Genomic DNA, 21,716 nt, shown 5'->3' with positions numbered 1-21,716 from the left:
CGCAAATCAACTGGGCATCATCGCGTAGGCCCAGTCGCTCGCATCGATTGCGGCAGCACGTACGGTACGCCGTCGCCGCCTTGGTGCACGGCGGCATCGATCTCGAAGATGTCGCGGATGATCTCGCGCGTGACGACATCGGCCCGCGGCCGTCGACTGCGAGCTTACCGCGGTTCAGCACGATCAGTCGGTCGGCGAAGCGGATCGCGAGGTTGAGGTCGTGCAGGATTGCGACCACCGCCGTGCCACCTGCCGCGCGGCGGCGCGCGGCTTCGACGAGGTCGATCTGGTGGCGCAGGTCGAGGCTCGAGGTCGGCTCGTCCAGCAGCAGAAGTCCCGGGCCGTGTTCGGCCTCGCCGCAGGCGAGTTGCACCAGCACGCGGGCGAAATGGGCTCGCTGCTGCTCGCCGCCGGACAGTGTCGGCAATTGCCGGTCTCTGAAATGGGCGAGGCCAACCTCGTCCAGTGCGGCATCGACGAGCGCGCTCGCCTCGCGCGAGCTGCGATCGCCTGCGCCCATCAGCACGATCTCCTCGACCGTGAAGGGAAAGGTGACGTTGATGTGCTGGGACAGCATGGCGCGGCGCACGGCGAGCTCGCGCGGCGTGAAGCTGCTGATGTCGCGCTGCTTCAGCCGCACCTCGCCCTCGCTCGGGCGGAGATCGCCGGAGAGCAGCCGCAGCATCGTCGACTTGCCGGCGCCGTTCGGGCCAATGATGGCGACCGTCTCGCCGACCGCGACATGCAAGCCAACCCCATCGAGCAGTGTCGCGCGGCCGGCGTGCTTGCTTAAGGATCGCGCCTCGATCACGGCGCTCATAGCGAGGCGAGCCCACGCTGCCGCAGCAGGATGGCCAGGAAGACCGGCGCACCGACGGCGGCGGTCAAAATGCCGATCGGCATCTCCGCAGGCGCCACGATGGTGCGCGCCAGCGTGTCGGCGCCGACCATCAGAATAGCGCCAAGCAGCACCGAGGCGGGCAGCAGCAGGCGATGCGCCGGTCCGACGACCAGACGGAGCAGATGCGGCACGACGATGCCGATGACACCGCTGATCGACACCGCAACGCCGGTCATGGCGGAAACCATGACGATCGAGATCCGTTTCAGGCGCTCGACGTTGACTCCGCCGTGAAAAGCGTCGGCTTCGCCGAGCACCAGGAGGTCGAGCCCGCGCGCGATGAAGGTGCAGGCCGCAAGCCCGACGGCCAGGATCGGCGTGAGCAGGGCGGCCTTGGTCCAGGTCGTGCCGCTCATCGAGCCCAGCAGCCAGAAGGTGATGTCGCGGAGCTGGCGGTCATCGGCGACGAACACCAGCAACCCGATGCCGGCATTGGCAATGGCGGTGATGGCGACGCCGGCGAGCAGGAAGATCGCGATGGAGGTTCGCCCGGCACGGCTGGAGATGCCGTAGAGGATCGCGGTCGTCGTCAGCGAACCTATAAAGGCCGCGAGCGGCAACAGCTCGGTCTGGAGGAAGCGCAGCGCTTCGCCGAAGCGTGAATCGGTGAAGACGATCGCACTCGCCGCCGCGAGCGCGCCGCCGCTGGAAACGCCGACCAGCGCGGGATCGGCGAGCGGGTTGCGAAACAGTCCCTGCATGATCGCGCCGGCCGCGGCGAGCAAGCCGCCGACCATCGCGGTCGCTGCGATCCGGGGAATGCGGATCGACCACAGCACGAGCTGGTCACGCGCCGTCATCGCGTCGGCAATCGTATTGCCGGCAAAGCCGAGCGCAGCAGGCAGTCGCGAGAGAGGAATACCGGCCGCACCAACCGTCAGCGCAACGATGGCGGTGAGCACGAGTAGCACAACCAGAAGGGGAAGCGCGAACGATGCGGCACGTCCTCGTGCGGCGCGTCGTCGCCGGCCTTGCGCATCCGTCCCGACCGCCACATTCATTGCCGGCAATTCGCGGCCGACAGGGCCGACGTGAACGCGCCGCCCTGTTCGGCCAGCGTCGGATAGAGCTTGACGGAGAGATCGCGAGCGGCCGCGGCCGTGCGCGGCCCGAACCCGAGCAGGTAGAGCCCGTCCATGGTGATGAAACTCTTGTTGGACGCAACCGGCGTCAGCGCAAAGCCGGGATGGGCATATACCGCTTCGGCCTGGAGCGAATCCTTGCCGCGCTCGATCGACAGCACGACATCGGGTTTGGCTGCCACGATCGCCTCGTCGCCGATGATCTTGTAACCATCATAATCGTCGACGGCGTTGGCGGCGCCGGCGAGCTGGATGATCTCGTCCGCCGCGGTCTTGCGGCCGGCGACCATGGCGCGTCCGTTCTGGAGCGACATCACGAACATCACGCGCGCCGGCTTCGTCACCTTGGCACGCAGCGCGCGGAGCTGCGCGAGATCGGTGCCGACCGCAGTGCTCAGGCATTCGGCGCGCGCATCGACGCCCATGGCATGGCCGACCAGCTTGATCTTCTCGATCAGGCCTTCCTCGGAGAAGGTCTCGGGCACCAGCACCAGCGGTACCTTCGCCCCCTCCAGGATGTCCATGGTCTCGCGCGGGCCCGATCCCTGGATCGCCAGGATCAGCGTCGGGTTGAGGCCCAGCACACCTTCGGCGGAAATCTGGCGCATGTAGCCGACATTGGGTTTGTCGTGCAGCGCCGCCGCCGGATAGAGGCTCGTCGTGTCGACGCCGACCAGCCGGCTCTCCAGGCCGAGTGCATAGAGGATTTCGGTGATGACGCCGCCGATCGAGACCGTGCGCGCGAAATCGGTGATGGCGATGTCGCGATTGCGCGCGTCGTGCACGGTGATACCGGCGGCGTGCGCGCCGGACACGAGCGCGAACGTGCCGGAGAGCAGGAGGCTTGCAATCGTGCGACAAAATGTCATTGCGTTCACTTCGTCAGGATCAGCTTGTTCTGCGAGGTCAGGCGCAGGCGATAGTTGTCCTCGCCATGCGCAATGATGATCTCGCGCTCGGCCGCAAACAGCTCCCGGCTGTCGATCCGGCTTCCTCGCATCGTGAGGGTTCTCGTTGCTGCAGAAGGGCCTCCTGCCGACCCCGCCGCGCCGCTGCTGCTGTCTCCTGATGTTGCTGACATTGTCGGTGTGATGCGCTTTCGAAATTCAGATACGTCTTGCTTTGTATAAGGGGCGCGAGGCGCATTCCAACGGCAGCAATTTACAATCGATATAAACTGTAACCCGATGTCATTGACGGTCAGAGTGTTGCCACGTAACCAATTATGGCAGCGGGGAGTGCCCCGCGTGCTTTCGAAAGACAGCCAGCCAGTCGTTCGCGTTGCGAACGCACGCCAGCCAAATAAACTCCAAAACTAAAGTGAAGTGCAGGCTGGGGCTGATATGGCTGACGGGGCTAGGTATTCGCGCGCCCTGATCTTGGGCGCGTCGGTGGTTTCAATCGCGGCAATGACGGCGGAGAGGGGGCTTGCACAGGCCGCCCAGCCGCAGGCCGAAAGTGCGTCCTCGGAATGGCCGAAGCAAGCGAAGCGCAGGCCGGTGAAGCCGCCAGTTGCGCAGCAGGCAGCGCCCGACGTCATGAACGCCCGCGCCCAGGCTGGAGGCGCCGCGCCTGTTCAGACGCTCGACACGATTACGGTCGCTGCGACCAAGACACCGGAGCGGACGATCGATGCGCTCGCGCCAGTCAGCTCGATTTCGCTCGACCAGATCCAGGGGCTTCAGCCCAACCGTTTGTCGGGCATCTTCTATGCCGGGCCCGGCGTGTCGTTCCAGGAGCGTGGCGACGATCCCGCAACCGTCATCAACATCCGCGGCTTGCAGGATTTCGGCCGCGTCGCGGTCGTGGTCGACGGTGCGCGGCAGAACTACCAGCGCACCGGCCACAATGCCAACGGCTCCTTCTTCCTCGACCCTGAATTGATCGGCGGGGTCGATGTCGTGCGGGGACCGACTGCCAATATCTACGGTTCCGGTGCGATTGGCGGCTTGGTCTCCTTCCGCACCAAGGACATCAACGACGTGTTACGCCCCGGCGAGCGCTGGGGCGTCGATCTCTCCGGCTCCTACGGCTCCAATAACAATCGCGGCCTCGCTTCGGTCTTCGGCGGCGTGCGCGCCACGCCCGATGTCGATGTCTTCGGCGGCGCGGTCTATCGCACGCAGGGCAATTACAAGGACGGCAATGGCACCGAGATCGGCAACACCGGTAACCAGGTCGAAAGCGGGCTGATGAAGCTCACGGTGCGGCCGGCCCTCGGTCACGAGGTCAAGTTCGGTGCCATCTTCCAAGATTATCAGTACGATATTGGTCAGTTCAACCGGGGCCCGGTGGTAACTGCGGCGCAGCGCGCGCTTTATCAGGGCTCCTCGGTTTACGCTTCCGACGCCAAGAATTACACCGGCACGATTACCTGGAACTATTCGCTGCCGAGCGACAATCTGTTCGATTGGCACATGTCGGTCTACGGCAACCGCGTCGACAACGACCAGACCAAGACCTATCACTATTCAACCGGAGGCGCCGCCTATTGCGGCGCGGGCAATTTCGGCAACAACATCTCGGGCTGCGTCGGCGACAAACGCGGCTATGTCCTCAACACCTACGGCATCGACGTCAACAACACCACGCGCTTCAACGTCGGCGACTGGCGCAACGCCGTCACCTGGGGCGTCGACGCGTTTCAGGACGACGTCATCACGAGCGACAGCCGCGGCAACTCCAACATCACCACGCCGAGCGGCATCCGTACCGTGTCGGGCGGTTTCGTTCAGTTGAAGCAGAACTACGGCACCTGGTTCGAGGCGGTGAGCGCGATCCGCTATGACCGCTACGACCTCGATTCCGGCAGGACCAGTGCCGGTGGCGACCGCTTCTCACCCAAGATCACCTTGGGCGTCACGCCTATCGCGGGCTTCCAGCCTTATGTCAGCTATGCCGAAGGCTATCGCGCCCCGTCGATCACCGAGACCGTGATTTCCGGCGCGCACGCGACCGGCGGCGGACCGGCGTTCTTTCCTTGCCCCGACGGCACCGTCGGCCTGTTCTGCTTCCTGCCCAACCCGAATCTCCGTCCTGAGGTCGGCAAGAACAAGGAAGTCGGTATCAACCTGAAGTATGACAACATCTTCAGCGCGTCCGACTCGTTCAGGGGAAAGATCAACCTGTTCCGCAACGATGTCAGCGACTATATCGACCTCGTCGCTTCGGCGCCGGTCCTGGTGCCGCCATTCGGCTCGTTCAGCCAACACTACCAGTATCAGAACATCGCCAATGCCCGCATCCAGGGCTTCGAGGCGGAGACGATGTACGATGCGGGCAGCTGGTTCATCGGCCTCGCCGGTCACTACATCCAGGGCAAGAACGTCGCCACCAATATCGGGCTTGCGACCATCAGCCCAACCAAGGTCGTCACCACCGGCGGTGTCCGCCTGCTTGATCGCACCCTGATCGTGTCGGCGCAGTGGGCTTCGTTCGGTCCGAATAACGACGTGCCGGCCAACTATATTCGCTCGACCGGCTACGATCTCGTCAATCTGTATCTGACCTACAATGCGACCAGGGACATCGTGTTCTCGGCCTCGATCGACAATCTCCTAAACCAGTATTACCGGCCTTATGCCATTCCCGGCAGCTCCACCGATGGCACCTCGCAGAACGACGTGCTGTGGACGAGCCCGGGACCGGGCAGGGTCTACAAGGCCGGCCTGAAGATCCACTTTGGGGGTGCGTGAGCCGCAGGGCACCACAGCTTCCGCCGGGCCGCGCTGATGCTCCAGCGCGGCTTCGGCGCGTTTTCGTCTGGATCAGAAGAGGAGACTTTCATGTTCATCGCTATGAATCGTTTTCAGGTGAAGCTCGGCTCGGAAGCCGCGTTCGAGACCGTCTGGCGCAGCCGGGAGTCCTATCTCGGCAGCATGCCCGGTTTCGTCGAATTTCATTTGCTCAAAGGACCGGCGCTGGAGGACCACACGCTGTATTCCTCGCACACGGTGTGGGTCGACAAGGCCGCTTTCGAGGCCTGGACTCGCTCCGAGGAATTCCGCCGCGCACATGCGCGTGCCGACAACAAGACCGGCGAAAGCCTCTATCTCGGCCATCCCAGGTTCGAGGGGTTCGAGGTCATCATGACTGAGCGCAAGGCGAACGCGGCCGCCTGAGGCGGCCGATCATGAAGGGCTGGACATGTTGAGCACCGATCTCGCCGATCTCAAGGCGTATATGGCCGACAATCCGGGCGCCGTGATCGAGGATATTGCGCGCGAGCCGCAAGGTCACCCCGCGCGCTGTGATCGAGGCGCTGCCGCCGTCCATGGTGCGCATGGGCGGCAGTGAGCATTTCGCCGCCGCCATGCAGGATATTGCCGAATGGGGCGAGGTCACGCTGATCGTGCACACGGACGATGCGATCTTCGAGTTCACCGGGCCGCTTCCCGCGGGGGAGATCGGCCGCGGGTACTTCAACCTGATGCAGCCGAAGGGATTGCACGGCCATCTCCGTCACGAGCGATGCGCGGCCGTCGTCTTCGTCGAGCGTCCCTTCATGGGCAAGACGTCCGCCTTCGTCGCCTTCGTCAATGCCGATGGCGGCATCATGTTCAAGGTCTTCGTCGGCCGCGACGAGACCCGTGCGCTGCGTGCGGACCAACTGGCGCGGTTCAGGCAGCTCGCGGACCGGATCGCGCCGCAGCCAACCGCGTAGCTTCGTCTGTCTGACGGGAGATCAGGATGCAAAGCAATTCCAGGCTTCGGCACATGATCGTAACATCCGTGCTGGCGCTCGCGCCGACACCGGCCTTCGCGATCGACGAAGCGCTGTTACCGCGCAATCTGTCGCCCTGGGGCATGTTCGTCAGCGCCGACATCATCGTGAAGACGGTGATGGTCGGCCTCGCCGTGGCTTCGCTGGTGACATGGACGGTGTGGCTTGCGAAGACCATCGAGCTGCGCCGCAAGGACGCGCTGGCTTTGCGCCGGACGCGCGCGCTCGAAGGCAACATGACGCTGGCCGAGGCCGCGGCACGGGCCGGCGATGCGCATGATGCGGTCGCCCAGCTTATCCAGTCCTGCGCCAAGGAGGCGGAGCTCTCCGGCGGCGTGCTCGATAACGGCCTCCAGGAGCGGGTGGCGCTGCGGTTGGAGCGGGTCGAGGCGGCCATGTCCCGGCAGATCGCGCGCGGCACCGGCGTGCTGGCGACCATCGGCGCCACCGCGCCGTTCGTCGGCTTGTTCGGCACGGTCTGGGGCATCATGAATTCCTTCATCGGCATCTCCGAGAGCCACACCACGAGTCTTGCGGTGGTCGCGCCCGGCATCGCGGAGGCATTGCTTGCCACCGCGCTCGGCCTCGTCGCCGCGATCCCGGCGGTCGTGATTTACAATCATCTCGTTCGCGGCATCGCCAATTACCGCGCGCTGCTCAGCGATGCCTCGGTACAGCTTATGCTGCTGGTGAGCCGCCAGCGCGACCACGGAGAATTCCGCCTGGCGCGGGCGGCGGAGTAGGGCCATGTCCGCAAAGCTTGGCGCACGTTCGGGATCGCCGCTCAAGCGTGGTGATCCCAACGATCTCGACGTCACCCATGAGATCAACGTCACGCCATTCATCGACGTGATGCTGGTGCTTCTGATCATTTTCATGGTGGCGGCGCCACTTGCCACCGTCGACATCGGGGTCGATCTGCCGGCGAGCGCCGCCGAGCCCGCGCCGCGGCCGGACAAGCCGATCTTCGTCACCGTGAAGCCGGATCTTTCGATTGCCGTCGGTGAGGATCTTGTGTCCCGCGATGCGCTCGGCACCTCGCTCGCTGCCGCCACCAAGGGCCGCAAGGACGAGCGCATTTATCTGCGCGCCGACAAGGCGGTCTCCTATGGCGACCTGATGGAGGTGATGAACAGCTTGCGCAATGCCGGCTACCTGAAGGTCGCCCTGGTCGGCCTCGACGGGCGCAGCTGATGGCCTCCGCAAACGCGTTTGCCCTGCACGAGCCGCTCGGCGAAAGGGAAACCACGCGCTGGGGCCTATCGGCGGGCGTGATCGCGGCGCTTCACATGGCCGCGGCACTGCTTGCGATGAGCTGGCTCAAGGCGATGCCCGAGAAAGGTGTGAGCCTGCCGGCGATCATGATCGACATGGCAGCGGTGACATCTGCGCCGCAATCGATGCAGGACGATGTCGCGCCAGGGCCGGCGATGCAGGAGGCCGACGCTTCGCCGCCGCAGCCCGTGCAGCAGCAGATGGCCGAGGAGACGATCGCGCCGACGCCGCCGCAGGAAAAGCCGGACGTTGTAGCGCCACCCGAGCAGAGATTGGAGCCGACCCCGGCCAAGCCCGAGCCGGCGAAGATCGTCCCGGTCGAAAAGCCGGCGCCGGCGAAGCCTAAGGTGGCTCGCCGCGAGGCGAAAAAGCCGTCGGAAGCGCCGCCGGCGCCGCGCACCAGCGCAGCCCCGCGCGCCGAGCGCGAGGCGGCGATGGCATCGGCCCAGAACGCCGGCGCGGTGGCCTCCGTGATCGCATCCTACAATCAGCGCGTCCGCGCGCATCTGATGCGCTTCCACCAATATCCGTCCTCTGGCGGCGGTCAGCGCGGCATCGCGAGGCTGAGCTTTACGATTGCTCGTAGCGGGCAGGTCACTTCCAGCCGCCTCAGTGGTTCGTCCGGCGTCGCCGCTTTCGACGCTCAGGCCATGGCGATGATCCGCCAGGCCTCGCCGTTTCCACCGATCCCGGACGAGGTCAAGAACGGCGCGATGAGCTTTACGATTCCGGTGGAGTTTACGGTGCGATAAGTCTCCGTTGTCACGCCCCGCGAAGGCGGAGCATCAAGTACGCCGCGGCATTTCCGTATGACGCCGCCGCCGCGGCGTACTGGATCGCCCGATCGAGCCCGGCGATGACCGTATCGAGAGAGCGTCGCCTCACTTCGCCTTCAGGAAATCCGCGACTTCGAGCAGCATGAACTCGTTATCGTCGGCCTTGTTGGGGTCGCGGCTGGACGAGAACGGCAGATTGTTGTCGTTGCCGACGATAATGCGAGTGTCGTCGACGCGATCGACGTTCTCGATGGTGAAGAACGGGAAGGTGTAGACGCCGTCATTGAGCGGCGTCCTCGCCTTCTTGTCGGGATCCCTGATCTTCAAGAGGTCGATATAGCCGATCTTGCGCACGGGCTTGCCGACATTGGCATCGGCGAGCTCGATCTTGTAGATGCGCTTGAATTTGGCGAGGTCAGGAAAGCAGTTCTCGCCGCGGGTGCCTTGCGGGCAAGACTTGTCGGCCGTGCCTTCGCCGTTATCGCGCTCGATGACGAGGCCGCTGGTCGGGTCGACCATGTTGAAGTCGCCGATGGCATTGCCGTTCTGTTCGAACACATACTGCCAATAGCGTCCGGTGAATTTCTCGGCAGCGACGTCGAATTCGAGGATGCGGGAGGCTTCCTTGCCGTCGACCTTCTCCCAGTCCTTCTTGTCGGCGTCCCACAGCGGTCCTTCGAGCAGGCCGTAGAGGAATTTGCCGTCCTTGGACGATGCAAAGCCCTCAAAACCCTTGGAACGGCGGAGGTTGACATTCGTGTAGGTCGCGCCCGGCGCGGCCGGCGTTCCCACTGCCCAATTGTCCGGCGAGCGCACCGGCTTGCCATCGGCGACCGTCTCGAACACGGCCAGGATCTTGCCGGTTTTGTCGGCCTTCAGGATATAGGGGCCGAACTCGTCGCCGATCCAGAAGCTGTCGGCGATGATCTGGAAGCCCTCGGTGTCGAAGTCCGAGCCGGTGAGATAGCGCTTCTGGGTATCCTCATGAACGATGCGGAACGGCACGCGTCTGTCGGGATCGTGCGGGAAGATGGTCTCCAGCCGCTCGATCTTGCCGCTGGTCCAATCCATCTTGTAGTGGTTCAGGTATAGCATCGAATCCGGCGAGTTGGCACGCGCGCCCATGCCGTTGTCGGTGATGACCCAGAACGTGCCGTCCGGCATGGTCTTGATGCCGGAATGACCCTGCAGCGGCTGGCCCCTAAACGGCAGCGACACGCCCGTCGCCCGCTCATAGGACTTGCCCATCACGGTGCCGAGCGCGTCGACGCGCTTGCCCGTCGTATATTTGCCCGAGGTCTTGAGATCGGCTGGCGCATCGGCGGGTGCGTCGATGAACGATTCGGCCGGCATCACCACGTGGCCGACGAGTTTGGCGGGGAATTCACCTTCGCTCTGCGCGAGCGCGGCGCTCGCGGTGAGAATGATCGTTGCGACGGTGCCGAGAAAAGTCGCGCGCATGTGCGTCTCCGGTTGGCGGACGCACGCCTTATGCGGACGGCACATTGCAGTTTTGTGAAGCCGGGCCAAACGCCGCAGTGGCCATCTACTCCTTTACCGCGCCCGTCAGCGACGACACGTAATAATCTACGAACAGGGAGTAGAAGATCGCAACCGGCAGCGAGCCGAGCAGCGAGCCGGCCATCAGCGCACCCCACTGATAGACGTCGCCGGTGACGAGCTCGGTCAGGATCGCGACCGGCACGGTCTTGTTGGCGCCGCTCTGGATGAACGCAAGCGCATAGATGAACTCGTTCCAGGACAGCGTGAAGGAGAAGATGCCGGCCGAGATCAGGCCCGGTACCGCCAGCGGCAGCGTGATCCGCCTCAGGATCTGCAGCCGCGTGGCGCCGTCGACCAGCGCGCATTCCTCGAGCTCGTAGGGAATCGACTTGAAATAGCCGATCAGGAGCCAGGTGCAGAACGGCACCAGGAAGGTCGGATAGACCAGGATCAGGGCAAGCGGTGAGTCGAACAGGCCGAACTGCACGACGACGGTGGCGAGCGGAATGAACAGGATCGACGGCGGCACGAGATAAGCGAGATAAATGCCGAGGCCGACATAAGGGCTGCCGCGGAAGCGCAGGCGTTCAATGGCGTAAGCGGCAAGCGTGCTCGCGATCAGCGACAGCGTGGTCGAGCCGATCGCGACCAGCATCGTCGTCCACAGCCAATGTGGATAGGCAGTGTTGAACAAGAGGTGCTTGATGTGCGCCAGCGTCGGCGACGAGATCCAGAACGGATTGTGCTCCTTGTAATTCATCAGCTCCGCGTTCGGCTTGAACGAGGTGATCGCCATCCAGTAGAACGGGAACAGCAGGATAAGTACGAAGCAGCCGAGCGGCAGATAGATCATCATCAGCCGCCGCAGCCCGGAGTCCCAGGCCATCGTGTCGGGCGCTGCCTTCGCGTCGGCGACAGCCGGTTGGGCGACTGTATCAGTCATTGCTCTCTCCCTGCTGCCATTTGCGGCGCGCCAGTCCGAAATAGGAGAACAGCGTCGCGAACACCAGGAACGGGATCATCGACACGGCGATCGCGGCACCCTCGCCGAGCTCGCCACCGGCGATGCCGCGCTGGAAGGCCAGCGTTGCCAGCAGATGGGTCGAGTTGCCGGGCCCGCCACGGGTGATGGCGTAGACCAGCTGGAAGTCGGTGAAGGTGAAGATGATCGAGAAGGTCATGACGATGGCGAGGATCGGCATCATCATCGGGAAGGTGATGTAGCGGAAACGCTGCCAGGCGCTGGCGCCGTCGAGCATCGCAGCCTCGTAGAGCGAGGGCGAGATGGTCTGGAGCCCAGCCAGCAGCGAGATCGCGACGAAGGGAATGCCGCGCCAGATATTGGCGGCGATCAGCGAGAAGCGGGCCGGCCAGGCCGAGCCGAGGAAGTCGATGTTGCTGGAGCGCCAATGCAGCACGTCGACCAGCAGATACGAGATGATTGAGAATTGCGGATCGTAGATCCACCAGAACGCCAGCGCCGACAGCACGGTCGGCACGATCCAGGGCAGCAGGATGATCGCACGCAGCACGCTCTTGAACGGAAAATGGTTGTTGAGCAGCAGCGCGAGCCAGAAGCCGAGTGCGAACTTTCCGAAGGTCGCGACCGCCGTGTAGACCACGCTGTAGAACACCGCGTTCCACCAAAGAGAATCGGTGAGGAGATACTGGAAATTTTCGAAGCCGACGTAGATGCCGCGCCGGCCGATCGTGGTGTCGGTGAAGGCGAGCCAGATGCCCAGGCCGAGTGGATAAGTCAGGAAGACCGCGAGCAGCCCGATCGCAGGCGCCAGACACATCGCGATCAGGAACGGCTTGTAGTCGAACAGGCGCACAATCCAGTTCGGCTGCCGCTGTGCGAGAACGGGGGAGGAGAAGGTGGTCACGGACATCGGTTCGGCGTCCTGTCTTGGGCTGTCGCTACCGCAGTCATTGCGAGCGAAGCGAGGCAATCCAGCCTGTCTGCGCGGTTCCGGTCTGGATTGCGTCGTCGCCTCGCTCTTCGCAATGACGGCTGCCTTGTCGTGAGTTTTTACCGGCCCTGCCGCCGGAAGTACCGCTTGCACCGCTGCTCGGCTTCTGCGGCAGCCGCCTCCGGCGTGGCAGCACCGGTCGCAACGGACGCGAACATCTGGATCAGCACGTAGTCGGCGCTGACGGCTCCCGTCGCTGTCGAGATCGGGCCTTTGTAGCCGTCGTAATAGGTGCTGTTCATCGTGTCCTTGAACAGCTTCACCTTGGGATCCTGCGACCACACGGCTGCTTCGGCGTAGGCGGCCAGCGGCTGAGACCAGTAGCCCGAATTGGCATTGAGCCACGGCTCGTACTGGTCCTTTTCCAGCATGTATTGCAGGAATGCCTTCGCCGCGTTGGGGTACTGGCTGTGCTTGAACACCATGGCGTTCAGCGTCAGGCCCGCCATCGGAGAGACCTTGGCCAGACCCTTCGGCAGCAGCTGATGCTCGCTGTCCTCGGCGATCGCCTTGGTGGCCGGATCGTTCTTCAGCGAGAAGTACAGCGAAACGCCGTTGGCGGTCAGGGAGATCTCCTGCGAGGAATAGGCCCGGTTGTTGCTGACGTCGTTCCACGACGTCGTGCCGGCGATGAAGGTCGGGTAGAGCTGCTTGACCCAGTTCAACGCGGCGATGGTCTCCTTGCTGTTGATCGTGACGTTGCCCTCTTCATCGAGCAGGGATCCGTTGTGCGACCACAGCGCCCAGCTCGCAAAACCGTTGCCATCGCCCTTGGCATTGCCGAGCGCGAAGCCGGCCGGCTTGCCGGCCTTGTGCAGCTTCTGGCACAGGTCGAGGACGCCGGCATGATCCTCCGGCACCTTGTCGAAGCCGACCGATTGCAGGACCGACTTGCGGTAGATCAGGGGGCCGGCCGTGGCGCCGAACGGCAGCCCGATCCAGGTATCGCTCTTGTTCTTCTTGCCGTAGCGCTGCGCCAGCGGCAGCCAGCCGCCATAACGCTTGCCGAGATAGTCGGCGACATCGGTCAGCTCGATCAACTTGTCGATATAGATGTGCGGAGCATCGGAGAAGCCGATGATGATGTCGGGGCCGGCGCCGGAATTGGCGGTCACTGCGGTCTGCTGATTGATATCTTCCCAGCCGACGAAGTCGACCTTGACCTCGACCCCGGTATCCTTCGTGAACTTTGCCGCGTTGGCGCGGAACACGTCCTCGTCGGCCTGGACGAAGCGTACCGGGCGCAGCATGCGCAAGGACGCGCCCTTCTCAATCGCGAGTTTCGGTGCCGCCACGTCGGCAGCCTTGATCGTTGATGGCGTTGTTTGCGCTGCAGCACCGGTGGCCGCGAGCGTTGCAGCAGACAGGCCCAGCGCCAAGGCATCACGACGCGTGATGTCGTTCCTCATCAGTTCCTCCCTTGATGTCTCCCTTCCCGGCGTTGATCGCCGGTGAAGGGCCGTTCCGGTTTCCGGCGCCTTTGCGCCGGCCGCCTAGCTGTTCGGCCCGCGATCCATGCTGACCGGTTGCCAGCGGCGGAGCGCGGTGCTTTGCAGCACCGACGGATTGACGCAGCTTACTGGCCACATGCCCTGAAGCACCAGTGACAATTCGTAGCCCACGCGGCGCTTGCGCGCCTCGTCGAACCGTGCCGAGGCCGAAGCGACGTGGGCGGTCAGGGTCACGTTCTCCATACCGAGCAGGGGATTGTTGTGCGAGGGCGGTTCTTTCTCCAGCACGTCAAGAGCGGCATGCGCGATCCAGCCCTCCTGGAGCGCCTTGATCAGGCTCTCCTCGTCCACCGTGGCACCGCGCCCGGTGTTGATGAAAATCGAGCCCTTCTTCATCTGCCGGAAGTGCTTCTCGGTCAGCATGTGATGGACCTCGGGCCGGGCGGGGGCGTGCATCGAGACGAAGTCGGATTGCGACAGCACCTCGTTCAGCGTCGCCGGGATCACGCCGTGGTCGTACATCAGCGTTTCCTGGATGAAGGGATCATAGGCCATCATGCGCAGGCCGAAGGGCGCTGCGCGTTTCGCAACCGCGCGCGCGACGCGGCCGAACGAGATGAAGCCGAGCGTCTGGCCCATCAGCCGCGGGATCTTGAGCAGCGCCGGCCGGCCCTCGGCCCAGCGGCCGTCGCGCACCATGCGATCCTGCTCGACCAGGCGACGGAAGCCCGCGAGCAACAGCATCATGGCGTGGTCGGCGACCTCCTCGATGAAGGTGTCGGGGATGTTGGTGACGGGAATTCCGCGGGCGGTGGCGGCCTTGACGTCGACGCTGTCGACGCCGACCGAGCCGAGCGTAATGACCTTGCAGTTTTCTAAGCTGTCGATGATGCTCTTGGTGATCGGGATACCCTTGGCATAGATGGCGTCGGCGTTTTTCGCGGCGGCGATGAACCCGGCCTCGTCGGCCGGCGCCTCGACGATCTCGGCATCGATCGGATCGAGCGCCTCGCGCTCATAGGAGTAATCGCTGCCCGCGACCGTGAAGCTCGCGCCCTTCGGCGTCACCACCCTGTATTTCGGCATTTTCTGCTCCCGATTTGGTTTCTTGTTGTGGCCTGCCTTCGTGGCTGACCTTTGCGTCTTTTACGCGAAATCGACGCGGCCGCGTGCGGAGATAAATTGCCGGTTTGTGCGGCTGCGTCCGGGCTTCTACGGATGACCGTAAGTAACTTGATAAGGGCTCACACATAAAAGTTGATTCGATTTTGATCGAACTGGTCGCGTGCCCGTATCCCGTCATTGCCGGAGCCATCCCGTGAAATTGAGCAATCTGAAGATCGCCCCGAAGCTCGGCATTCTTGTCGGTGTCACCTTGTTGGGCCTGTGCATCTCCGGTGTCCTTGCCGGCTACCTGATGAAGCAGGAGATGGTGAATGCACGCATCGATCAGGCCAAGGCTATCGTCGAGCTGGCACGCAACTACGCGGGCGCTCTGAAGAAGCGCGTCGATGCCGGCGAGCTGACCAAGGATGCGGCCCTGGCCGAACTTCGCCGCTACGGTAACGCGATGACCTATGACAACGGCGCGGGCTACCTGTTCGGCACGTCGTATGACGGCATCACCCAGCTTGCGCCCGATCCGAAGCAGATCGGCACCAACCGCATGGACGTCGTGACCAACGGCCGCAAGCTGTCGCTCGAGCTGATGGACGGCGTCAAGGCGAAGGGTTCGATCCTGCTGTATTATGAATATGTGAAGCCCGGCCAGGAGAAGCCGATCCGCAAGATCGGATATGCAGTCGCCGTGCCTGGCTTCGACATGTATCTCGGCACCGGCGCCTATCTCGACGACATCGACGCCAGGATGGGCCCGGTCTATTGGCTGCTCGGCCTGGCCATGCTTGGCATCGTCATCGTTGCGGGCAGCGTCGCCTGGCTGATCGGCCGCGGCATCAGCCGTCCGCTGGCGCTGCTCGGCGCTCGTATGAAGGACCTCGCCGATGGCAAGCTCGAGGGCGACATTCCCGGCGTCGGCCGCGGCGACGAAGTCGGCGCGATGGCCTCCACCGTGCAGATCTTCAAGGACAATGCGGTCCGCATCCGCGACATCGAGAAGACCGAGGCGGATGCCAAGGAGCGTGCCGCGGCGGAACGTCGCAGCGCGATGGAAGACATCGCCAACGACTTCGAACGCAGCGTCAACGGCATCGTCCGCTCGGTCTCCTCGGCCGCCGCCGGCATGCAGAGCACGGCGCAGTCGATGACTGCGACCGCGACCGATGCCTCCTCGCGTGCCGCAACGGTCGGCGCTGCCTCGCAAAAGGCCTCTGGCAATGTCGGCACGGTTGCCGCTGCCGCCGAAGAGCTGTCGAGCTCGGTTGCCGAAATCTCCCGCCAGGTCACCCGCTCGACCGAAGTCGCCAGCCGCGCCGTCAGCGATGCCGAGCGGACCAACGCCACCGTGCAGGTGCTCTCGACCGGCGCCGAGAAGATCGGCGAGGTCGTCAAGCTGATCCATTCGATCGCGGCCCAGACCAACCTGCTCGCGCTCAATGCCACCATCGAGGCGGCACGCGCCGGCGAATCCGGCCGCGGATTTGCGGTCGTCGCCTCCGAGGTCAAGGCGCTCGCCAACCAGACTGCGAAGGCGACCGAGGAGATCTCCGCGCAGGTCGCGGCGATGCAGACCTCGACCAGCGACGCGGTCACCGCCATCACCGGCATCACCCAGACGATCGCCGAGATGAGCGAGATCACCGCCGGCATTTCCGCATCGATCGAGCAGCAGGGCGAAGCGACCCGCGAGATCGCCCGCAACATCCAGTCGGTTGCGGCGGGCTCGAGCGAGATCAACGCCCATATCGGCAGCGTCACGTCGGCCGCGGAAGCGACCGGCAGTGCAGCCAGCGACGTGCTCACCAACGCCCGCGAGCTGGACAACCAGTCCGGCGCGCTGCGCAGCGCCGTGGACAGCTTCCTCGCCAAGGTGCGCGCGGCGTAAGCCCGTGCGCTGAATTCGTAGAGTGGGCCAAGACGCAAAGCGTCCTGCCCACCCTTTTCTCTCGACTGTCATGCCCCGCGAAGGCGGGGCATGAAGTACGCCGCGGCCTCGTTTCAAATACAGCCGCCTCTGGAATACTGGATCTCCGCGGACGATGACATTGTCCGAGGAGCCCGCCTACTGCTTCTCGATTTTCGCGTTCGTGATCAGCTTCTCCCACAACACGAGCTGCTCGTTCACGAAGGTGCCAAGCTGCTCCGGCGTGCCCGAGAAGGCGTCCATGCCGAGGGTGGCGAGCTTGGCCTTGATCTCCGGATTCTCGACGATCTTTCTGATCTCGGTATTGAGCCGCGTTACGATTTCCTTGGGCATGCCGGCCGGGCCGAAATAGCCCTGCCATGACGAGATGTCGAAGTCCGGCACGCCGGCCTCCTGCATCGAGGGCAGATGCGGCACCAGCGGCGAGCGCTCCTTGGTGGTGACCGCGAGCGCGCGCAGCGCGTTGCCGTTGACATGCGGCAGGCCGGTCAGGATGTCGACGAACATCATCGAGACGCGGCCACCCATGACGTCGTTGAGCGCCGGCGGCGAGCTCTTGTAGGGCACGTGCAACAGGTCGAGCCCGGCATTGTGGGCAAAGGTCGCGCCGGACACGATCGCCGAGGACGAGCCTGAAGCGTAGCTCAGCTTGCCTGGGTTTGCCTTGCCATAGGCGACCAGCTCGCCAACGGTCTTGGCCGGCACTTCCGGGTTGACGACCAGCATGAACGGCAGGTCGCCGGTGCGCGCGATCGGCGTGAAATCCTTGACCGGATCGTAAGTGAGGCTCTTGAGCAGATAGGGATTGGCCGAATGCGTGGTGTTGGTCGTCACCAGCAGCGTGTAACCGTCGGGAGCGGCCTTCGCGACGTAGGTTGCGGCGAGCATACCGTTGGCGCCTGCCTTGTTCTCGATCACGATGCCGACGCCGAGCGCCTGCGACAGATGCTGCGAGATCAGCCGCGTCGTGGTGTCGGTGCCGCTGCCGGCCGCGAACGGCAACACCAGCGTGATGTTGCGGCTCGGATAATTGTCGGCCTCGGCCGTGGATGCGGCGGCGAGGCACAATGCGGCCGCGCCGATGGCACGCAGGTTTCGAGTCAACACTGAAATCATGTCTGGACGTTCCCTCTTTGTCGTTAGCGGGGAACCTAGCGTCTCCTCATTGAAATCGGAAGCGGTGAGTTTGCCGCCGTGTCTCCGCGCCGCGGAATTACTTCGCCGCCGAACCCTGGCGCGAGGCGATCACGACCCCGGCGAGCACCAGCGCGTAGCCGATCAGGTGGAACGGCTGCAGCTTTTCGCCGAGCAGCAGGATCGCCATCGCCGAGCCGAACACCGGCACCAGATGGAAGAACGGCGCGGCGCGGTTCGGGCCGATCAGCGCGACGCCGCGGTTGAAGAAGAGATAGGCCAGCGTCGAGGGGAAGATCAGGATGTAGCCGAGGGTTGCCAGCGTCGTGCCGTCGAACTGCAGCACGCGGCCGCTTAGGGCCTCCCAGATCGCGGTCGGCAGCAGCATCGTCGCGCCGCAGCAGGTGGTGAAGGACAGGAAGGAGAGCTGGTGAATTTTTGGCCGGCGCGGGATGAAGGCCGAATAGAGACCGAACGCCACCAGCGAGGAGGCGAACATGATGTCGCCTCTGTTGAAGCTGATGCTCGCGAGTGCGGCGAGATCACCGCGCAGGATGATGATCAGCACGCCGAGAAGCGAGATCGCAATGCCGGCGAACTGCGCACCGGTCAGCCGCACCCCGAACAGCACCAGCGACCACAGCGCCACGAACAGCGGACCTGCCGACTGGATCAGCAACGCGTTCAGCGCCTCCGTGTATTGCATTGCCCAGTACGAGATCGCGTTGTTGAAGGCAAATCCCACCAGCGACAGGAACAGCATCAGGGACAGGCTGTTGCGCAAGGCAGGCCAGTCGCGCTTCAGATGCGGCCAGGCGAACGGCAACAGGATCAGGAACACGCCGAACCAGCGGATTGTGGTCACGGTCAGCGGCGGCACATGCGCGCCGACATGACGCGCGAGCACGATGTTGCCGGCCCAGAACAACGAGCTCAGGCTCAGCAGCAGATAAGGCTGGTTGTTGAGCCAACTGGCCGTATTGGAGGCCGGTGGCGCGGGCGAAGCGATCGTCATTGGCGTCGGAGACGAGCTTGCGCCGGATTGCCGTCATGACACAAGTCACGCGGCCGCAATGCTACAATGCACGCATGACCCGAGGAGGCGTCATTGGCGGTTAATATGTTGGACGCAATGTGCTCTTCCGCTCTCCCGCAAGAGGAGAGGTGATGGCAGCAGTCCGCTTGGATACGCTGCTAACTCGCCTGCTTCCGTGACGCCACGAACACGCCCGCCAGCACCAGCGCGAAGCCGAGGAAATGGAAGGCCTGCGGGTGCTCGCCCAGGAACACGATCGCCATGATCGAGCCGAACACTGGCACGACATGGAAGAACGGCGCGGCGCGGTTGGCGCCGATCAGGCGGACGCCGCGATTGAAGCAGAGATAGGCGAGCGCCGAGGGGAACACTGCGACGTAGAATAGAGTCAGCAGGTTCGGCCCGTCGAGCTTCATCACGGGGCGCGCGAACAATTCCCAGATCTCCAGCGGAATGAGGCAGGCGGCGCCGCAGCCGAAGGTGAAGGCGAGGAACGACAGGCCGTGCATCGGCGGACGCTTCAGGGTCAGTACCGAATAGAGCGCGAAAATGACCAGCGCGACGATGAAGATGAGGTCGCCCTTGTTGAACTCGATGTTCGACAGCGTGGTGAAGTCGCCATGCAGCAGGATCGTGAGCACGCCGCACATCGACAGCAGCACGCCGAATGCCTGCGCCGCGGTGAGCCTGATCCCCAGAATGGCCAGCGACCACAGCGCCACGATCAGCGGGGCGGCAGACTGGAGCAGCAGCGTGTTCAGCGCCTGGGTATGCTCCAGCGCCCAATATTGCAGCGTGTTGAAGGCGCCGATGCCGGTGATCGAGAGCGTGATCATCAGGCCGAGCCGGCCGCGGATCGCGGGCCAGTCCTGCGCAAGATGTTTCCAGGCGAACGGCAGCACCAGCAGGAAGGCGAAGAACCAGCGCAGGAATGACAGCGTCACGGGCGGGATGTGACCGGCGGCGAGTCGACCGACGATGGCGTTGCCGGCCCAGCACAGCGCGGTGATGCTGAGCAACAGATAAGGCTGGTTGGCAATCCAGGTTTGGCCGGCGGTTTCGGCGCCTGTGCTCTGGCCCGTGGCAGACATTGTGATTGCTATGGCCCCGCGTCATGCGCCGAGGCTTCCGGCCCGGCGAGATCCGGGCCGGTTCATAGCCCGGCGCCGTTCAAAGACACGGAAATCGGGGTTGCATCAATGGGGGACGGATGCATCGCGACCATGCAGCGGCCGAGATCGCGTCTAGCGCTTTGGTCGAGGCTTTGGCTCGGCTCTGGAAGGTCTCTGGATTTTCGGGGGATATCAAAGGCTTGGATGGCCTTCCGAGCCCCGAAAAAGCCCCGTTCTTGCTTGCCTAGAGGGGCTGCTTCCTTTATCCGGTTGGCTGCCTTGCGTGCGGGCGGCTCCGGCCGCCGATTGGGCTGGGCGCAGGCATGATCCCGGAAGAGTGGGCACCGGTTTTCCGCGAGGATCATGCCTCCTAGAGACAGATTGAACAGGGATTACCCGCGAATGGCCAATGTTGTCGTCGTCGGCGCCCAGTGGGGCGACGAAGGGAAGGGCAAGATCGTCGACTGGTTGTCGGAGCAGGCGGACATCGTCGTCCGCTTCCAGGGCGGCCATAACGCCGGCCACACGCTCGTGATCAACGGCAAGACCTACAAGCTCGCGCTGCTGCCCTCCGGCGTACTGCGCGAGGGCAAGCTGTCCGTGATCGGCAACGGCGTGGTGTTCGATCCCGCCGCCTTCCTCGACGAGGTCGCCAAGCTCAGGGCGCAGGGGGTCGATGTCAGCCCTGACAATCTGCGCGTGGCGGAAAACGTCACGCTGATCCTGCCGCTGCACCGCGAGCTTGATGCGCACCGCGAATCCGCCAGCGCAGCGACCGCGATCGGCACCACGCGCCGCGGCATTGGACCTGCCTATGAGGACAAGGTCGGCCGCCGCGCCATCCGCCTGATGGATCTTGCCGATCATCAGACGCTGCCGCACAAGATCGATCGCCTGCTGGCGCATCACAACGCGCTGCGCCGCGGCCTCAACCTGCCGGAATTCGACAGCGCGGTGATCCTGAAAGAGCTGATGGCGATGGCGCCGCAGCTGCTGCCCTATGCCGAGACGGTCTGGCGGCTGCTCGACATCAAGCGGCGCGAAGGCAAGCGCATGCTGTTCGAGGGCGCGCAAGGCGCGCTGCTCGACGTCGATCACGGCACTTATCCCTACGTCACCTCGTCCAACACGGTGGCGGCGCAGGCGGCGACCGGCGCCGGCCTCGGGCCGGGCGCGGTCGGTTACGTGCTTGGCCTGTGCAAGGCCTATACGACCCGTGTCGGCCAGGGCCCGTTCCCGACCGAGCAGGACAACGAGACCGGCCGCAAGATCGGCGAGCGCGGCCGCGAGTTCGGCACCAACACCGGTCGGCCCCGCCGTTGCGGTTGGTTCGACGCCGTGCTGGTCCGCCAGGCGGTCCGGACCTGCGGCATCAACGGCCTGGCGCTGACCAAGCTCGACATCCTCGACGGCTTCGACACGATCGAGGTCTGCACCGGCTACAAGCTCGACGGCAAGGAGATCGACCATTTCCCCGCCGGTGAGGGCGCGCAAAGCCGGGTCGAGCCGATCTACGAGACGATCGAGGGCTGGAAGGAGCCGACCGCCAGCGCACGGTCCTGGGCCGACCTGCCGGCCCAGGCCATCAAATATGTCCGCCGGATCGAGGAATTGGTGGGGTGCCCGGTCGCGCTGCTTTCCACCAGCCCCGAACGCGAAGATACTATCCTGGTGCAAAATCCGTTTGAAGCTTAACGATATCTTACC

At 64.2% G+C, this 21,716-nt stretch carries 18 protein-coding genes and 2 pseudogenes; 8 read left to right on the top strand and 12 right to left on the bottom strand.

What is annotated here, in order from left to right; translation table 11 throughout:
• Positions 1–17 precede the first annotated feature (17 nt).
• From IVA87_RS12585 to IVA87_RS12570, 4 genes and pseudogenes are all read right to left on the bottom strand, one after another.
• Positions 18–820: pseudogene (locus IVA87_RS12585) on the bottom strand (heme ABC transporter ATP-binding protein).
• Positions 817–1,902, bottom strand: coding sequence for an iron ABC transporter permease (locus IVA87_RS12580; protein WP_247333745.1), 1,086 nt, complete (start codon positions 1,900–1,902; stop codon positions 817–819). The pseudogene IVA87_RS12585 and the gene IVA87_RS12580 overlap by 4 nt, the downstream one beginning before the upstream one ends.
• Positions 1,899–2,852, bottom strand: a complete 954-nt coding sequence (locus tag IVA87_RS12575) for a hemin ABC transporter substrate-binding protein (protein ID WP_247333744.1) — start codon at positions 2,850–2,852, stop codon at positions 1,899–1,901. Before IVA87_RS12575 ends, IVA87_RS12580 begins: the two co-directional genes overlap by 4 nt.
• Before the next feature lie 5 nt (positions 2,853–2,857).
• Positions 2,858–3,064: a hemin uptake protein HemP gene (locus tag IVA87_RS12570; protein ID WP_247333743.1), complete on the bottom strand. Its 207-nt coding sequence runs from the start codon at positions 3,062–3,064 to the stop codon at positions 2,858–2,860.
• A gap of 262 nt (positions 3,065–3,326) precedes the next feature.
• Here IVA87_RS12570 and IVA87_RS12565 point away from each other — a divergent pair, with 262 nt between their 5' ends.
• The 6 genes and pseudogenes from IVA87_RS12565 to IVA87_RS12540 all read left to right on the top strand — a co-directional run bounded on the left by IVA87_RS12565 (position 3,327) and on the right by IVA87_RS12540 (position 8,733).
• Positions 3,327–5,678, top strand: coding sequence for a TonB-dependent hemoglobin/transferrin/lactoferrin family receptor (locus tag IVA87_RS12565; RefSeq protein ID WP_247333742.1), 2,352 nt, complete (start codon positions 3,327–3,329; stop codon positions 5,676–5,678).
• 90 nt (positions 5,679–5,768) lie between these two features.
• Positions 5,769–6,104 carry an antibiotic biosynthesis monooxygenase gene (locus IVA87_RS12560; RefSeq protein WP_247333741.1) on the top strand — a complete coding sequence of 112 codons (336 nt, stop codon included), beginning with the start codon at positions 5,769–5,771 and terminating at the stop codon, positions 6,102–6,104.
• 25 nt (positions 6,105–6,129) lie between these two features.
• A pseudogene (gene hutX / locus IVA87_RS12555) lies at positions 6,130–6,646 on the top strand (heme utilization cystosolic carrier protein HutX).
• A 26-nt stretch (positions 6,647–6,672) separates the two neighbouring features.
• Positions 6,673–7,449: a tonB-system energizer ExbB gene (exbB, locus tag IVA87_RS12550; RefSeq protein ID WP_247333739.1), complete on the top strand. Its 777-nt coding sequence runs from the start codon at positions 6,673–6,675 to the stop codon at positions 7,447–7,449.
• Positions 7,450–7,453: 4 nt separating this feature from the next.
• Positions 7,454–7,900: a TonB system transport protein ExbD gene (gene exbD / locus IVA87_RS12545; protein ID WP_247301611.1), complete on the top strand. Its 447-nt coding sequence runs from the start codon at positions 7,454–7,456 to the stop codon at positions 7,898–7,900.
• The gene (locus IVA87_RS12540) at positions 7,900–8,733 is read left to right on the top strand and encodes an energy transducer TonB (protein WP_247333737.1); all 834 of its coding nucleotides are present in this window, start codon (positions 7,900–7,902) and stop codon (positions 8,731–8,733) included. The genes exbD and IVA87_RS12540 overlap by 1 nt, the downstream gene beginning before the upstream one ends.
• 129 nt (positions 8,734–8,862) lie before the next feature.
• On the opposite strand, the gene IVA87_RS12535 is transcribed toward IVA87_RS12540, so the two are convergent.
• From IVA87_RS12535 to IVA87_RS12515, 5 genes are all read right to left on the bottom strand, one after another.
• Positions 8,863–10,218, bottom strand: coding sequence for an esterase-like activity of phytase family protein (locus tag IVA87_RS12535; protein ID WP_247301614.1), 1,356 nt, complete (start codon positions 10,216–10,218; stop codon positions 8,863–8,865).
• Between the two features lie 85 nt (positions 10,219–10,303).
• A complete protein-coding gene (locus IVA87_RS12530) occupies positions 10,304–11,203 on the bottom strand; it encodes a carbohydrate ABC transporter permease (RefSeq protein ID WP_091888289.1) in 900 nt (299 codons plus the stop codon).
• On the bottom strand, positions 11,196–12,152 hold the full coding sequence (locus IVA87_RS12525) for a sugar ABC transporter permease (protein WP_247301616.1): 957 nt from the start codon (positions 12,150–12,152) through the stop codon (positions 11,196–11,198). Before IVA87_RS12525 ends, IVA87_RS12530 begins: the two co-directional genes overlap by 8 nt.
• A 140-nt stretch (positions 12,153–12,292) precedes the next feature.
• Positions 12,293–13,642: an extracellular solute-binding protein gene (locus tag IVA87_RS12520; RefSeq protein ID WP_247301617.1), complete on the bottom strand. Its 1,350-nt coding sequence runs from the start codon at positions 13,640–13,642 to the stop codon at positions 12,293–12,295.
• Positions 13,643–13,726: 84 nt separating this feature from the next.
• Positions 13,727–14,770 (bottom strand): C-terminal binding protein, encoded by a 1,044-nt coding sequence (locus IVA87_RS12515; protein ID WP_247301619.1) that lies wholly within the window; start codon positions 14,768–14,770, stop codon positions 13,727–13,729.
• 232 nt (positions 14,771–15,002) lie between these two features.
• On the opposite strand from IVA87_RS12515, the gene IVA87_RS12510 reads away from it, so the two are divergent.
• Entirely contained in the window at positions 15,003–16,688 is a 1,686-nt protein-coding gene (locus IVA87_RS12510; protein ID WP_247333728.1) for a methyl-accepting chemotaxis protein, read from the top strand.
• Positions 16,689–16,865: 177 nt separating this feature from the next.
• Here the strand turns inward: IVA87_RS12510 and IVA87_RS12505 are convergent, their stop codons facing one another.
• From IVA87_RS12505 to IVA87_RS12495, 3 genes are all read right to left on the bottom strand, one after another.
• The gene (locus tag IVA87_RS12505; protein WP_247333726.1) at positions 16,866–17,843 is read right to left on the bottom strand and encodes a tripartite tricarboxylate transporter substrate binding protein; all 978 of its coding nucleotides are present in this window, start codon (positions 17,841–17,843) and stop codon (positions 16,866–16,868) included.
• A 97-nt stretch (positions 17,844–17,940) separates the two neighbouring features.
• On the bottom strand, positions 17,941–18,876 hold the full coding sequence (locus IVA87_RS12500; RefSeq protein WP_247333724.1) for a DMT family transporter: 936 nt from the start codon (positions 18,874–18,876) through the stop codon (positions 17,941–17,943).
• 179 nt (positions 18,877–19,055) lie between these two features.
• Positions 19,056–19,988 (bottom strand): DMT family transporter, encoded by a 933-nt coding sequence (locus IVA87_RS12495; RefSeq protein WP_247333722.1) that lies wholly within the window; start codon positions 19,986–19,988, stop codon positions 19,056–19,058.
• A gap of 423 nt (positions 19,989–20,411) precedes the next feature.
• On the opposite strand from IVA87_RS12495, the gene IVA87_RS12490 reads away from it, so the two are divergent.
• Positions 20,412–21,704 (top strand): adenylosuccinate synthase, encoded by a 1,293-nt coding sequence (locus IVA87_RS12490; RefSeq protein WP_247333720.1) that lies wholly within the window; start codon positions 20,412–20,414, stop codon positions 21,702–21,704.
• Positions 21,705–21,716 lie beyond the last annotated feature (12 nt).

Origin of the sequence: Bradyrhizobium sp. 147 (assembly GCF_023073935.1) — a bacterium.
GTDB lineage: Bacteria > Pseudomonadota > Alphaproteobacteria > Rhizobiales > Xanthobacteraceae > Bradyrhizobium.
The sequence above is the reverse complement of the archived record's forward strand: the minus strand, read 5'-3'. Positions and strand labels throughout refer to the sequence as shown.

Bases quoted from the DNA above. Each gene is read 5' to 3' on its own strand.
- IVA87_RS12580 (WP_247333745.1), bottom strand. From the start codon at position 1,902: ATGAATGTGGCGGTCGGGACGGATGCGCAAGGCCGGCGACGACGCGCC.
- IVA87_RS12575 (WP_247333744.1), bottom strand. From the start codon at position 2,852: ATGACATTTTGTCGCACGATTGCAAGCCTCCTGCTCTCCGGCACGTTC.
- IVA87_RS12570 (WP_247333743.1), bottom strand. From the start codon at position 3,064: ATGTCAGCAACATCAGGAGACAGCAGCAGCGGCGCGGCGGGGTCGGCA.
- IVA87_RS12565 (WP_247333742.1), top strand. From the start codon at position 3,327: ATGGCTGACGGGGCTAGGTATTCGCGCGCCCTGATCTTGGGCGCGTCG.
- IVA87_RS12560 (WP_247333741.1), top strand. From the start codon at position 5,769: ATGTTCATCGCTATGAATCGTTTTCAGGTGAAGCTCGGCTCGGAAGCC.
- exbB (WP_247333739.1), top strand. From the start codon at position 6,673: ATGCAAAGCAATTCCAGGCTTCGGCACATGATCGTAACATCCGTGCTG.
- exbD (WP_247301611.1), top strand. From the start codon at position 7,454: ATGTCCGCAAAGCTTGGCGCACGTTCGGGATCGCCGCTCAAGCGTGGT.
- IVA87_RS12540 (WP_247333737.1), top strand. From the start codon at position 7,900: ATGGCCTCCGCAAACGCGTTTGCCCTGCACGAGCCGCTCGGCGAAAGG.
- IVA87_RS12535 (WP_247301614.1), bottom strand. From the start codon at position 10,218: ATGCGCGCGACTTTTCTCGGCACCGTCGCAACGATCATTCTCACCGCG.
- IVA87_RS12530 (WP_091888289.1), bottom strand. From the start codon at position 11,203: ATGACTGATACAGTCGCCCAACCGGCTGTCGCCGACGCGAAGGCAGCG.
- IVA87_RS12525 (WP_247301616.1), bottom strand. From the start codon at position 12,152: ATGTCCGTGACCACCTTCTCCTCCCCCGTTCTCGCACAGCGGCAGCCG.
- IVA87_RS12520 (WP_247301617.1), bottom strand. From the start codon at position 13,642: ATGAGGAACGACATCACGCGTCGTGATGCCTTGGCGCTGGGCCTGTCT.
- IVA87_RS12515 (WP_247301619.1), bottom strand. From the start codon at position 14,770: ATGCCGAAATACAGGGTGGTGACGCCGAAGGGCGCGAGCTTCACGGTC.
- IVA87_RS12505 (WP_247333726.1), bottom strand. From the start codon at position 17,843: ATGATTTCAGTGTTGACTCGAAACCTGCGTGCCATCGGCGCGGCCGCA.
- IVA87_RS12500 (WP_247333724.1), bottom strand. From the start codon at position 18,876: ATGACGATCGCTTCGCCCGCGCCACCGGCCTCCAATACGGCCAGTTGG.
- IVA87_RS12495 (WP_247333722.1), bottom strand. From the start codon at position 19,988: ATGTCTGCCACGGGCCAGAGCACAGGCGCCGAAACCGCCGGCCAAACC.
- IVA87_RS12490 (WP_247333720.1), top strand. From the start codon at position 20,412: ATGGCCAATGTTGTCGTCGTCGGCGCCCAGTGGGGCGACGAAGGGAAG.